A 12,960-nucleotide genomic window follows, 5' to 3' on the forward strand; every position below is an offset into this window, starting at 1 on the left:
CATGAACGCACCCGAGCCCTTCATCGCCCAGATCGGCACCCGCCACGACCCCAGCCGCAAGATCGCCGCGCCCACGGGCAGCACGCTCACGTGCAAGAGCTGGCTGACCGAGGCGCCGTTCCGCATGATCCAGAACAACCTGCACCCCGACGTGGCTGAGCGGCCCGAGGACCTCGTGGTCTACGGCGGCATCGGCCGCGCGGCGCGCAACTGGGAGTGCTTCGACCAGATCCTGGCCTCGCTCAAGGACCTGGACGAGGATGAGACGCTGCTGGTGCAATCGGGCAAGCCCGTGGGCGTGTTCAAGACCCATGCGGATGCGCCGCGCGTGCTGCTGGCCAACTCCAACCTCGTGCCCAAATGGGGCAACTGGGAGCACTTCAACGAGCTGGACCGCAAGGGCCTGTTCATGTACGGCCAGATGACGGCGGGCAGCTGGATCTACATCGGCGCCCAGGGCATCGTGCAGGGCACCTTCGAGACCTTCGTCGAAGCCGGCCGCCAGCACTACAACAACAGCCTCACGGGCAAGTGGATCCTGACCGCCGGCCTGGGCGGCATGGGCGGCGCGCAGCCGCTGGCCGGCGTGCTGGCCGGCGCCTGCGTGCTGGCCATCGAATGCCAGCAGAGCAGCATCGACTTCCGCCTGCGCACGCGTTACCTCGACAAGCAGGCCAGGGACATCGACGACGCGCTGGCGCTGATCCAGCAGCACACGGCGGCGGGCGAGGCCATCTCCATCGGCCTCCTGGGCAACGCGGCCGAGATCGTGCCCGAGCTGGCGCGCCGCGCGAAGGCCGGTGGCCCCAAGCCCGACCTCGTGACCGACCAGACCTCGGCCCACGACCTGATCCACGGCTACCTGCCGGTCGGCTGGACCGTGCCGCAGTGGAAGGCCGCCATGGCCGACCCGGCGCAGCACGCCACGCTCAAGGCCGCGGCCGCCAAGGGCTGCGCCGTGCACGTGCAGGCCATGCTGGACTTCCAGGCCATGGGCGTGCCCACGGTGGACTATGGCAACAACATCCGCCAGGTGGCCAAGGACGAAGGCGTGCAGAACGCGTTCGACTTCCCGGGCTTCGTGCCGGCCTACATCCGTCCGCTGTTCTGCGAAGGCAAGGGCCCGTTCCGCTGGGTCGCGCTCTCGGGTGATCCGGAAGACATCTACAAGACCGACGCCAAGATCAAGGAGCTGTTTCCAGAGAACAAGCACACGCACCGCTGGCTGGACATGGCGCGCGAACGCATCGCCTTCCAGGGCCTGCCGGCGCGCATCTGCTGGCTGGGCCTGGGCGAACGGCACCTGGCGGGCCTGGCTTTCAACGAGATGGTGCGCACGGGCGAGCTCAAGGCCCCCATCGTGATCGGCCGCGACCACCTGGACACCGGCTCGGTCGCCAGCCCGAACCGCGAGACCGAGGGCATGCGCGACGGCACCGATGCCGTGAGCGACTGGCCGCTGCTCAACGCGCTGCTCAACACCGCCGGCGGCGCCACCTGGGTCAGCCTGCACCACGGCGGCGGCGTGGGCATGGGCTACTCGCAGCATGCCGGCATGGTCATCGTGTGCGACGGCACCGAGGCCGCCGACAAGCGCCTGGCGCGCGTGCTCGTCAACGACTGCGGCTCGGGCGTGATGCGCCATGCCGATGCGGGCTACGACCTGGCCATCGCCACGGCCAAGAAGTTCGGCCTCAAGCTGCCGATGGTCAAGTAGGCCATGGCCGGCGCGCCCGTGGAGCATGCGCCGTTCCCGCGCCTGGTGGGCTGAGGGGCGGGCCCCGATCCTGCTAGTTCCTGCGCTTCCTTCACTTTCCCCAACGGAGAACCCCATGACCCTTCGCCGCCATCTGCTCGCCCTGGCCCTGCTGTCGACGACCGCCCTCGGCGTGCACGCCCAGGCCGTGCTCAAGGTCGCCACCGACGCCACCTTCCCGCCCATGGAGTTCTTCGAGAACAACCAGCGCACGGGCTTCGACACCGAACTCGTGGAGGCCATCGGCAGGCAGATGGGCCGCAAGGTCGAGTGGGTCGACATCGACTTCAAGGGCCTGATCCCGGCCCTGGTCTCCAAGCGCGTGGACATGGCCGTCTCGGCGATCTACATCACCGACGAGCGCAAGAAGGTCGTCGACTTCACCGAGCCCTACTACGCGGGCGGCCTGGTCGCCATGGTCAAGGCCGACAACGCGACGATCAAGTCGCCGGCCGACCTGGCCGGCAAGAGGGTCAGCGTGCAGGTGGGCACCAAGTCGGTGAGCTACCTCAAGGAGGCACACCCCAAGGCGCAGCTGGTCGAGGTCGAGAAGAACCAGGAGATGTTCAACCTCGTCGACGTGGGCCGCAGCGATGCCGCAGTCACGGGCAAGCCGGCCGCCTACCAGTACGTGCGCACGCGCCCGGGCCTCAAGGTGCTGCCCGAGCAGCTCACGACCGAGGAATACGGCATGGCGCTGCGCAAGGACACGCCCGAGCTGACCAAGGCCGTCAACGAGGCGATCGCCAAGCTCAAGGCCGATGGCAGCTACGCGGCCATCGTGAAGAAGTGGTTCCCGGTCACGCCATGATGTCTGCGCGCTCAGGCCGAGCGCAGCGATGGCCCGGAACCCGGGCCAAGCGAAGCGATGGGCCGACTGGGACTTCCCCCTGCGCGCCTCGGCGTGGACACAAGGGCCCCGGGCGCGGGGTCACCCACGGGCGATCGCTGCGCTCTGCCTCGGTTTCTGCCGGCATGGATTTTTGACATGGATCTGGACTTCTCCCCCGTCTGGGCCGGCTGGGACGCGCTCGCACGCGGCACGCTGGTCACCGTCGAGATCACGGTCTGCGCGCTGCTGCTGGGCTGCGCGCTGGGCCTCCTGGTCGGCATCGGCCGCCTGCAACCGCAGCGGCGCTGGCTGTACGGCGCCTGCACGGCCTACGTGACCGTCGTGCGCGGCACACCCTTGCTGGTGCAACTGTTCATCCTGTTCTTCGGCCTGCCGCACTTCGGCCTGCTGCTGCCGGCCTTCCTGTGCGGCGTGCTGGGCCTGGGCGTGTATTCGGGCGCCTACGTGTCGGAGATCGTGCGCGGCGCCATCCAGTCCATCGCCCAGGGCCAGACCCTGGCCGCGCAGTCGCTGGGCATGACGGCGCCCACGGCCATGCGCCACATCATCCTGCCGCAGGCCGTGGTGCGCATGATCCCGCCGCTGGGCAACGAGTTCATCGCGCTGATCAAAAATTCCGCCCTGGTCTCGCTGCTGACCATCCACGACGTGATGCACGAGGGGCAGAAGATCATCAGCGTCTCGTACCGCTCGCTGGAGGTGTACCTGGCGATCGCCGCCGTGTACTTCGCGCTCACGGGCACGGTGATGCTGGTGCTGCGGCATTTCGAACGGCGCATGAGCCAGGGAGGGCTGGTGCGATGACACGGCCGGTGCAACGCTTCGACGTGGACGCGCTCGCCGCCACACCCTGGAAGAACGGCGGCGGCAGCACGCGCGAGATCGCGAGCTGGCCGCCCGGGGCGGGCTTCGACGGGTTCGACTGGCGCGTCTCGGTCGCCAGCATCGCGGCCAGCGGCCCGTTCTCGCGCTTCGCCGGCGTGGACCGCATCATCACGCTGCTGGGTGGCGATGGCGTGCGGCTGCAGGGCGAGGGCATCGACCACCACCTGGCCACGCCGCTCGCGCCGTTCGCGTTCAGCGGCGATGCGCGCATCGACTGCACGCTGCTGGGCGGTGCGTCCAGCGATTTCAATGTGATGACCCGGCGCGGCCGGCTGCGCGCCGAACTGCGCGTGCTGCGTGGCGCGGCCGGACTGGCGGCGGCGCCGCATGGCCTGCTGCTGGCCTGGCGCGGCGGCTGGCGCGCGGGCGGGCAGCCACTCGCGCAGGGCCAGGGTCTGTGGTGGGCCGACGCCGCCACACCCTGGGCCGTGGCCACCGACGACCCCGACGCCGCGCTGCTGGCCGTGCAATGGCACACCGCCACCTAGGAGACGAGCCCATGCCTTCCTTCGACACCCTGCCTGCGGCCGATGGCCTGTGGACCGGACTTACCGGCCTGGACGGCCAACCCTGCGCCATCGCCGTGGCGGACGGCCGGATCGCCTGGACCGGCGCCCCCGATGCGGTGCCACCGGCCCACGCAGGCGCGCCGCGCCACGCGGGGCAGGGCGCGCTCGTCACGCCCGGCCTGGTGGATTGCCACACCCACCTGGTCTACGGCGGCCAGCGGGCCAACGAGTTCGCGATGCGCCTGGCCGGCGCGACGTACGAAGAGGTGGCCCGGGCCGGCGGCGGCATCGTCTCCAGCGTGCGCGCCACGCGCGAGGCCAGCGAGGACGAATTGTTCGCCAGCGCCTCGGCGCGGCTGCGCAGCCTGCTGGCCGAGGGCGTGTGCGCCATCGAGATCAAGTCGGGCTACGGCCTCGCGCTCGAACACGAGCGCAAGCAGCTGCGCGTGGCGCGCCGGCTGGCTGCCGCGCACGGCGTGACCGTGCGCACCACCTTCCTGGGCGCGCACGCGCTGCCGCCGGAATACGCCGGGCGCAGTGGCGCCTACATCGACCTGGTCTGCCGCGAGATGCTGCCGGCCCTGCACGCCGAAGGCCTGGTCGACGCGGTCGACGTGTTCTGCGAGCGCATCGCGTTCTCGCTGGCCGAGACCGAGCAGGTGTTCCAGGCCGCGCAGGCGCTCGGCATCCCGGTCAAGCTGCATGCCGAGCAGCTGTCGGACATGGGCGGCGCGGCGCTGGCGGCGCGCTACGGCGCGCTGTCGTGCGACCACATCGAGCACCTGTCGCAGGCCGGCATCGACGCCATGGCGGCGGCCGGCAGCGTGGCCGTGCTGCTGCCCGGCGCCTACTACACGCTGCGCGACACGACCCTGCCGCCCATCGCGGCGCTGCGCGCGGCCGGCGTGCCGATGGCCGTCTCGACCGACCACAACCCCGGCACCTCACCGGCGCTCTCGCTGCTGCTGATGGCCAACATGGCCTGCACGCTGTTCCGGCTCACGGTGCCCGAGGCGATAGCCGGCATCACCGTGCACGCTGCGCGCGCGCTGGGCCTGCAAGAGTCGCACGGCACCCTCGCCGCCGGCCGGCCCGCGAACTTCGTGCTGTGGAACCTGCAGCACGCGGCCGAGCTGGCCTACTGGTTCGGCCAGCGACCGGTGCGCTGCGTGGTCCGCCAGGGCCGCATCGCGGAGGGGGCCGTATGAGCGCCGACTGCGCACCGCGGGTCTTGCTGCAGCCCACAAGAGGCGCGGCATGAGCGCGCTGTTCGCCACCGACGCACTGTTGCCCGCGGGCTGGGCCCGCAACGTGCTGCTGCGCTGGGATGCGTCTGGCACGCTCGTGCAAGTGCAGCCGGACGCTGCGCGCCCCGAGGGCGTCGGCCTGGCCGAAGGGCCCGTGCTGCCCGGCCTGCCCAACCTGCATTCGCACGCCTTCCAGCGCGGCATGGCCGGCCTGACCGAGCACCGCGGCCAGGGCGAGGACAGCTTCTGGAGCTGGCGCACGCTGATGTACCGCTTCGCCGGGCGGCTCGACCCGGCGCTGCTCGAGGCCATCGCCTTCGGCCTGTACGTGGAGATGCTGGAGGCCGGCTACACCAGCGTCTGCGAGTTCCACTACGTGCACCACGACCGCGGTGGCCGCCCCTATGCGGACGACGCCGAGCTCGCGCTGGCGCTGCTGCGCGCCGCGCAGCGCGCCGGCATCGGCCTCACGCTGCTGCCCGTGCTCTACCAGGCCAGCGGCTTCGGCGGCAAGCCACCGGGTGAGGGGCAGCGCCGCTTCATCCGCTCCACCGACGACATGCTGCGCCTGCTGGAGCGGCTGCGCCCGCTGTGCGCCGCGCAAGGCGCACGGCTGGGCCTGGCGCCGCACTCGCTGCGCGCCGTGCCGCCCGATGCGCTGCGCGCGGCCGTGGCCGGCCTGCACGCGCTGGACGCCACGGCGCCCGTGCACATCCACATCGCCGAGCAGACCCAGGAGGTGGACGACTGCATCGCCTGGAGCGGCCAGCGCCCCGTGGCCTGGCTGCTCGACCACGCGCCCGTGGACGCGCGCTGGTGCCTGGTGCACGCCACGCACATGGATGCCGACGAATACCGCCGCGCCGCCGCCAGCGGCGCCGTGGCCGGCCTGTGCCCGAGCACCGAGGCCAACCTGGGCGACGGCCTGTTCGACTGGCCGGCCTGGCAGGCCGCGGGCGGCGCCTGGGGCCTGGGCTCGGACAGCCATGCCTGCGTCAACGCGGCCGAGGAACTCATGCTGCTGGAATACGGCCAGCGCCTGGCCACGCGGCGGCGCAACGTGATGGCGACACCGGCGCAGCCGCAGGTGGCGACCGCCATGCTGCTCGCGGCCGTGGCCGGTGGCGCACAGGCGGCCGGCCGCCCCGCGGCCGGCCTGGCCATGGGCCAGCAGGCCGACCTCGTCACGCTGGACGCACGGCATCCCGCGCTGGCCGGCCTGCCGGCGCACCAGATGCTGTCGGCCCACGTGTTCGCGAGCCACCGCACGAGCGCGGTCGGCACCGTCCATGTCGCTGGCCAGGCGCGCGTGGCCGCGGCGCGGCATGCCGAGCACCACCGCGCGATCCAGGGCCTGGTCGCAGCCCGTACCCAGTTACTCCAGGACAGCCCATGAGCTTTTCCACCACCGAACCCCCCTTCCGCTTCCGCCAGGGCACCCGGCCGCTGCTGGTCTCCATGCCCCACGTCGGCACCCACGTGCCGCCAGCGCTGGCCGCCCGCTTCACGGACGAGGCGCGCCACGTGCCCGACACCGACTGGCACCTGGAGCAGCTCTACGGCTTCGCCGACGCGCTGGGCGCCTCGGTGCTCGTGGCCACGCACTCGCGCTACGTGATCGACCTGAACCGGCCGCCAGACGGCGCGAGCCTCTACCCAGGGCAGAACGTCACCGGCCTGTGCCCCGTCGACACCTTCGACGAGACGCCGCTGTACCGCGATCCTGCCGACCAGCCCGGCGATGCCGAGACCGCCGCGCGGCGCGACGCCATCTGGCACCCGTACCACGCCAAGCTGGCCGAGGAACTCGCGCGCATCAAGGCACAGCACGGCATCGCCATGCTCTGGGATGCGCACTCCATCCGATCCGTGCTGCCGCGCTTCTTCGAAGGCAAGCTGCCCGACCTGAACCTGGGCACCGGCAAGGGCACGAGCTGCGATCCGGCGCTGGCCCAGGCGCTGCTGGCCATCGCCAAGGAGGCGACGGGCTACACCAGCGTGCTGAACGGCCGCTTCACGGGCGGCTACATCACGCGCCACCACGGCCGCCCGCACGAAGGCCAGCACGCCGTGCAGCTCGAGATGACGCAGAGCAGCTACATGCAGGAGGCCTTGCCCTTCGACTACCTGCCTGCCGCGGCGGCCGGCGTGCAGCCGCACCTGCAACGCATGCTGCAGGCGGTGCTGGACTTCGCCGAGACGCGCCGGTGAGCGGCCTCCTCGAAGCCCTGCGCGCGGTGCTGGGCGACGACGCCGTGGCCACCGGCGAGGCCATCCCCGCCCGCCAGCTGGCCGACTGGAGCGGCGTGCCGCCCGTGCGCCCGCTGGCCTGGCTGCGCCCGCGCAACACCGAACAGGTCAGCGCCGCGCTCCGGCTGTGCACGCAGCACCGCGTGCCCGTCGTGCCCCAGGGCGGCATGACTGGCCTGGCAGGCGCGGCCCAGCCGTTGGCGGCGGGCGTGGCCCTGTCGCTGGACCGCATGCAGGCCATCGAGCAGGTGGACGCCGCCACGCGCACGCTGACCGTGCAGGCCGGTGCCACCGTGCAGTCCATCCAGGAGGCGGCCAGTGCCCAGGGCCTGCTGTTCGGCGTGGACTTCGGCGCGCGCGGCTCGGCCCAGGTCGGCGGTGCGCTGGCGACCAACGCGGGCGGCAACGGCGTGCTGCGCTTCGGCATGATGCGCGAGCAGACGCTGGGCCTGGAGGTGGTGCTGGCCGACGGCAGCGTGCTGCCCATGCTGCGCCCCATGCAGAAGAACAACACGGGCTACGACCTGAAGCAGTTCTTCATCGGCGCCGAGGGCACGCTGGGCGTGATCACGCGCGCGCTGCTGCGGCTGCACCCGGCGCCGGCCGCGAGAGTGAGCATGCTGGCCGCCGTGCCCGACTACGACGCCGCGCTCGCGCTGCTGTCGCGCCTGCAGCGGCGTGCCGGCGCGGGCCTGGCCGCCTTCGAGCTCATGTGGCGCGACTTCGTGCAGGCCTCGCTGGCCTGGCAGAAGCTGCGCGAGCCCTTCGACGCGCCGCACCCGCTGCTGGCCCTGGTCGATCTGGACGGCCCCGATGCGGCCCAGCTGCAGGCCGCGCTGGAGGATGTGCTGGCACCCGCCTTGCAGGATGGCCTGGTGCTGGACGCGGCCATCGCGCAGTCCGAGGCCCAGGCGCGCGCGTTCTGGAAGATCCGCGAGGCCACGGCCGAGCTGCCCACGAACATGCACCCGCCCGTCAACTTCGACGTGAGCCTGCCCATGGCCGAGATCGGCCGCTTCGCCAGCGCCTGCCGCGCCGCGCTGGACGCGCGCTGGCCCGGCCATGCCAGCGTGTTCTTCGGCCACATCGGCGACAGCAACCTGCATGTCTCCACCGACGCCTCGACCATCGCGGGCGATGTGGAAGGCCTGGAGCACCTGGTCTACGGCCTGGTCGGCGACTTCGCGGGCAGCGTCTCGGCCGAGCACGGCATCGGCCTGCACAAGAAGCCCTGGCTGGGCCGCAGCCGCACGCCGGCCGAGCTGGCTGCCATGCGCGCCGTGAAGGCGGCACTCGACCCCTTGCACCTGATGAACCCCGGAAAGATCTTCGACCGATGACCGCCCCCGACCTGCTGGCCCTGGCCCGGCCCGAAGTGCCGCCGCTGCCCATCTACAACGCCGGCCTGTCGTCCGAGGCCGTGCGTGCGCGCCACGGCGTGGACCGCATCGCCCGCCTGGGCAGCAACGAGAACCCGTACGGCCCCAGTCCGCGCGTGGCCCAGGCGCTGGCAGGCCTCGCGCAGCAGGTGCTGTGGTATCCGGACGCCGACAGCAGCGCCCTGCGCGCAGCCATTGCCGCGCGCAGCGGCACCACGGCCGCGCACGTCGTGGTGGGCAACGGCTCCGAATCCATCCTGCAGATGCTGTGCCTGGCGCTGCTCTCGCCCGGCGAGCGCGTGCTGGCGCAGCGCCCGGCCTTTGGCCTGCACGAGATCTACCCGCGGATGGTGGGCGCCGGGGTCGAGCTGCTGGACCTGTCGCCCGCGCTGGGCTTCGACGTGGACGCCTGGTGCGCGGCGCTCGCGCGCGGCCCCAAGATGGCCATGCTGGCCAACCCCTCGAACCCGGTGGGCTGCATGTTCGGCACCGCGGCCTTTGCGCGGCTGCTGGACGCCACGCCGGCCGGCACGCTGCTGGTCGTCGACGAGGCCTACGTGGAGTACGCGCGCCTCACGCCCGGGTTCCCCGACGCCCTGCCCATGCTGCGCGACCGGGGCAGTGCCTGGATCGTGCTGCGCACCTTCTCCAAGGCCTATGGCCTGGCCGGGTTGCGCGTGGGCTACGGCATCGCGTCCGATGCCGCGCTGGTGCAGCTGCTCGACCGCGTGCGCACGCCCTTCGGCGTGAACCTGGCCGCGCAACTGGCCGCGCGCGCTGCCCTTGTCGACGAGGCCCACATGCGCCAGGCCGTGGCGCGTACCGTGGTGCAGCGCGATGCCATGGCCCGCGCACTGCAGGCCATGGGCCTGCGCGTGGCGCCGTCGGCCACCAATTTCCTGTTCGTCGACCTGGGCCGGCCCAACGGCCCGGTGAACGAGGCGCTGCTGGCGCTCGGCGTGATCGTCAAGCCCTGGAAGGAGCCCGGCTTCACGCAGTTCCTGCGCATCACGGTGGGCACCGACGAGGACAACGCGCTGTGCCTGCAGGCGCTGCGCGACGCGCTGGCGTGTTGAAAGGCGTCGCCCGTGGTGTGCTTTGCGGCACCCGGGCCAGGCGCGCGGTAGCCTTGCGGTGCCGGGCGTCGCCTTGCTGCAACAGGCGCATGGAGCCGCAAGGGGCCGGTGCTATGTTCGGCGCGCCATGCCGATCCGCCCACCCAGCCCGCCGCGTCCGCTCCGTGTCTTGTCCGTTGCCATCTTGGGCGCCATCGGCGCCACGGCACAGGCCGCCGAGGACTTCCAGGTCCGCTACAACCTTGCCGGCAGCCTGGGCGGCGAGATCTTCGCGCCGGCCGACCTGCAGGGACTGACCGGCGGCATCGCGCTGACGCGCGTGGACATCCGCAAGGTGACCGGCAACGACGGCGAGCCGCTCACGCAGACGCTTGCGGGCGGCACGCTGCCCCTGCCTGCACCGACGCCCGCGGCGCTGTACCCGACCTACGGCGCGGCAACCGGGCGCATCGACGCCCGGGGCTCGCTGCTGCAATGGAACCTCGGCCTGGCGTGGCTGAGCCAGGCACGCTATGGCGGCGGCCGGCTGGCGCTGGCCGTCAACCTGCCGTATGCCACCAAGAAGCAGGGCTTCGCCGCGGACGCGCAGACGCCCGCGCTGAACTGGAATCCCGCTGTGCCCACGGCGACGCAGTCCGCCGTGCAGGCCCGGTTCGACACGCAGTTCCAGAGCACGGTTGCAGCGCTGGCCGCGGCGGAGGGCGGCAGGGTGTCCGGCCTGGGCGACCTGGAGCTGCACGCGGGCTGGCGCCATGCCGATGCGCAGCTGCGCGTGCTGGCCGGTGCCTCGCTGGTGCTGCCCACGGGCAAGTACGACGCGGCCTCCGGTCCGGACATCGGCTTCGGCAATTTCTACACCTTGCGGCCGGTGGCCCAGCTGGTCTACCTGCCGCGGCCCGACATCGCGCTGGCGGGCCGTGTGACGGTGGGCCTGAACACGCGCAACCGCGACAACGACCTGCGCAGCGGCAACTGGGCGAGCCTGGAAGTCGCCGCCGGCACCATGACGCGGCTGGGGCCGGTCGGCGTGCACGTGCTGCAGGCCCAGCAGTTCCAGGACGACAGCGGCAACCGCTGGGGCACCAGCCGCTACCGCTCGACCAACGCGGGACTGTTCTTCACCACGCGCATCCCCGTGGTCGACCTGGTGCTGACGCTGCAGCACATGGCGACGCTGCAATCGCGCAACGCCAAGCACGGCACCTATTCGCAGGTGCGGCTTACCAAGACTTTCTGAGACGCGGGCCGCCCGACGGCCTGGTGCAGCACGGCCGGCATGCGCCGCGCCGCAGCGTGGCCGCCTTCCGGGTTTGGCCCTGGGCCCGGGCCGCTTCGGCTGCATGGGCAGGCCGGTCCCGCGCCGCTTTCCTAGGGTTTGTCCGGGTGCCGCCATGGCCGCTTGGGCTTGATTGCGTCCGTTTTTTGGATACAAAATTCGAACCCAATAAACGGACGCAATGCACGTCCGACCAGCCCAGCCACCCATCAAAGGAAGACCATGAGCACTGCAACCGTCAGTCAGGTACCGGGGGAGACCAACGCAACCGGGGCGGGCCCGGCACACACCGGCCATGCCGCAAGCAACGCCGCCATCAAGCCGGATTACCACCCGCGCCTGACCAACGAAGACCTGGCGCCGCTCAAGCGGCAGACCTGGGGCCAATACAACATCTTTGCGTTCTGGATGGCCGACGTGCACAGCGTGGGCGGCTACATCACGGCCGGCAGCCTGTTCGCGCTGGGCCTGTCGAGCTGGCAGGTGCTGGTGGCCTTGCTGATCGGCATCGTCATCGTGCAGTTCTTCTGCAACCTCGTGGCCAAGCCCAGCCAGGTCACGAGCACGCCGTACCCGGTGATCTGCCGCGCCTCGTTCGGCGTGCTGGGCGCCAACATCCCGGCCATCATCCGCGGCCTGATCGCGGTGGCCTGGTACGGCATCCAGACCTACCTGGCGTCCAGCGCCTTCATGATCCTGGCACTGCATCTGTTTCCCAACCTGGCGCCGTACGCCGACCTCGCGCAGCACGGCTTCGCCGGCCTGTCCACGCTGGGCTGGGTCGCGTTCATGGTCATGTGGGTGCTGCAGGCCTTCGTGTTCTGGCACGGCATGGAAGCCATCCGCAAGTTCATCGACTGGGCCGGCCCGGGCGTCTACGTGGTCATGGCCATCCTGTGCGGCTGGCTGGTCTGGAAGGCGGGTTGGCGCAACATCGACCTGAACCTGGGCGGCGTGAAGTTCGAGGGTTGGGACGCCGTGCCCGTGATGCTGTCGGCCATCGCGCTGGTGGTGAGCTACTTCAGCGGGCCGATGCTGAACTTCGGCGACTTCTCGCGCTACGGCAAGAGCTTCGATGCGGTGAAGAAGGGCAACTTCTGGGGCCTGCCGATCAACTTCATCTTCTTCTCGCTGCTGACGGTGGTCACCACCGCGGCCACGCTGCCGGTGTTCGGCGAACTCATCACCGACCCCGTGCACACGGTCGGCAAGATCGACAGCACCACGGCCGTGGTGCTGGGCGCGCTGACCTTCATGATCGCCACCGTGGGCATCAACATCGTGGCCAACTTCGTCTCGCCCGCGTTCGACTTCTCCAACGTGGCGCCGCAGCACATCAGCTGGCGCACGGGCGGCATGATCGCGGCCGTGGGCTCGATCTTCCTGACGCCCTGGAACCTGTACAACAACCCGCAGGTGATCCACTACACGCTGGACGTGCTGGGCTCGTTCATCGGCCCGCTGTTCGGCATCCTGATCGCCGATTTCTACATCGTGCGCAAGCAGCGCGTGGACGTGGACGCGCTCTATTCGATGAGCGAGCAAGGCGCCTACTGGTACCGCAACGGCTACAACATGAAGGCCGTCTGGACCATGGTGCCGGCCGCCTTGATCCCCATCCTGTGCGTGATCGTGCCGGCATTGCGCGGTGGCGCCAACTACGCCTGGTTCATCGGCATGGGCCTGGGCTTCGTCATCTACACCCTGCTGAACCGCAAGAGCTGAGCAC

At 71.0% G+C, this 12,960-nt stretch carries 11 protein-coding genes; all 11 read left to right on the top strand.

The genetic code is table 11. The annotated features are described in order from the left end of the window. Position 1 precedes the first annotated feature (1 nt). The 11 genes from hutU to ASF44_RS26315 all read left to right on the top strand — a co-directional run bounded on the left by hutU (position 2) and on the right by ASF44_RS26315 (position 12,956). Positions 2-1,717, top strand: a complete 1,716-nt coding sequence (gene hutU, locus ASF44_RS26265; protein WP_056902224.1) for a urocanate hydratase — start codon at positions 2-4, stop codon at positions 1,715-1,717. A gap of 115 nt (positions 1,718-1,832) precedes the next feature. After that, the gene (locus ASF44_RS26270; RefSeq protein ID WP_056902225.1) at positions 1,833-2,567 is read left to right on the top strand and encodes a transporter substrate-binding domain-containing protein; all 735 of its coding nucleotides are present in this window, start codon (positions 1,833-1,835) and stop codon (positions 2,565-2,567) included. Between the two features lie 177 nt (positions 2,568-2,744). Then, a complete protein-coding gene (locus tag ASF44_RS26275; protein WP_056902226.1) occupies positions 2,745-3,413 on the top strand; it encodes an amino acid ABC transporter permease in 669 nt (222 codons plus the stop codon). A gap of 8 nt (positions 3,414-3,421) precedes the next feature. Then, complete coding sequence (locus ASF44_RS26280) at positions 3,422-3,982, top strand: HutD family protein (protein ID WP_369820961.1); 561 nt, start codon at positions 3,422-3,424, stop codon at positions 3,980-3,982. Between the two features lie 11 nt (positions 3,983-3,993). Further along, positions 3,994-5,211 carry an imidazolonepropionase gene (hutI, locus tag ASF44_RS26285; RefSeq protein WP_056902228.1) on the top strand — a complete coding sequence of 406 codons (1,218 nt, stop codon included), beginning with the start codon at positions 3,994-3,996 and terminating at the stop codon, positions 5,209-5,211. A gap of 49 nt (positions 5,212-5,260) precedes the next feature. Continuing rightward, positions 5,261-6,646, top strand: coding sequence for a formimidoylglutamate deiminase (locus tag ASF44_RS26290; RefSeq protein ID WP_056902229.1), 1,386 nt, complete (start codon positions 5,261-5,263; stop codon positions 6,644-6,646). After that, entirely contained in the window at positions 6,643-7,461 is an 819-nt protein-coding gene (hutG, locus tag ASF44_RS26295; RefSeq protein WP_056902230.1) for an N-formylglutamate deformylase, read from the top strand. The genes ASF44_RS26290 and hutG overlap by 4 nt, the downstream gene beginning before the upstream one ends. Before the next feature lie 17 nt (positions 7,462-7,478). Continuing rightward, positions 7,479-8,840 carry an FAD-binding oxidoreductase gene (locus tag ASF44_RS26300; protein WP_369820965.1) on the top strand — a complete coding sequence of 454 codons (1,362 nt, stop codon included), beginning with the start codon at positions 7,479-7,481 and terminating at the stop codon, positions 8,838-8,840. Beyond that, positions 8,837-9,955, top strand: coding sequence for a histidinol-phosphate transaminase (locus tag ASF44_RS26305; RefSeq protein WP_056902232.1), 1,119 nt, complete (start codon positions 8,837-8,839; stop codon positions 9,953-9,955). Before ASF44_RS26300 ends, ASF44_RS26305 begins: the two co-directional genes overlap by 4 nt. A gap of 169 nt (positions 9,956-10,124) precedes the next feature. Continuing rightward, positions 10,125-11,192: a transporter gene (locus ASF44_RS26310; protein WP_235579356.1), complete on the top strand. Its 1,068-nt coding sequence runs from the start codon at positions 10,125-10,127 to the stop codon at positions 11,190-11,192. 261 nt (positions 11,193-11,453) lie between these two features. Next, positions 11,454-12,956, top strand: coding sequence for an NCS1 family nucleobase:cation symporter-1 (locus ASF44_RS26315; RefSeq protein WP_056902234.1), 1,503 nt, complete (start codon positions 11,454-11,456; stop codon positions 12,954-12,956). The last annotated feature ends 4 nt before the right edge of the window (positions 12,957-12,960 follow it).

Origin of the sequence: Pseudorhodoferax sp. Leaf274, assembly GCF_001422445.1 — a bacterium.
Classification (GTDB): Bacteria; Pseudomonadota; Gammaproteobacteria; order Burkholderiales; family Burkholderiaceae_C; genus Pseudorhodoferax.

What these genes read in the sequence shown, in the direction of transcription:
- hutU (WP_056902224.1), top strand. Translation starts at nt 2, where the DNA reads ATGAACGCACCCGAGCCCTTCATCGCCCAGATCGGCACCCGCCACGAC.
- ASF44_RS26270 (WP_056902225.1), top strand. Translation starts at nt 1,833, where the DNA reads ATGACCCTTCGCCGCCATCTGCTCGCCCTGGCCCTGCTGTCGACGACC.
- ASF44_RS26275 (WP_056902226.1), top strand. Translation starts at nt 2,745, where the DNA reads ATGGATCTGGACTTCTCCCCCGTCTGGGCCGGCTGGGACGCGCTCGCA.
- hutI (WP_056902228.1), top strand. Translation starts at nt 3,994, where the DNA reads ATGCCTTCCTTCGACACCCTGCCTGCGGCCGATGGCCTGTGGACCGGA.
- ASF44_RS26290 (WP_056902229.1), top strand. Translation starts at nt 5,261, where the DNA reads ATGAGCGCGCTGTTCGCCACCGACGCACTGTTGCCCGCGGGCTGGGCC.
- hutG (WP_056902230.1), top strand. Translation starts at nt 6,643, where the DNA reads ATGAGCTTTTCCACCACCGAACCCCCCTTCCGCTTCCGCCAGGGCACC.
- ASF44_RS26305 (WP_056902232.1), top strand. Translation starts at nt 8,837, where the DNA reads ATGACCGCCCCCGACCTGCTGGCCCTGGCCCGGCCCGAAGTGCCGCCG.
- ASF44_RS26315 (WP_056902234.1), top strand. Translation starts at nt 11,454, where the DNA reads ATGAGCACTGCAACCGTCAGTCAGGTACCGGGGGAGACCAACGCAACC.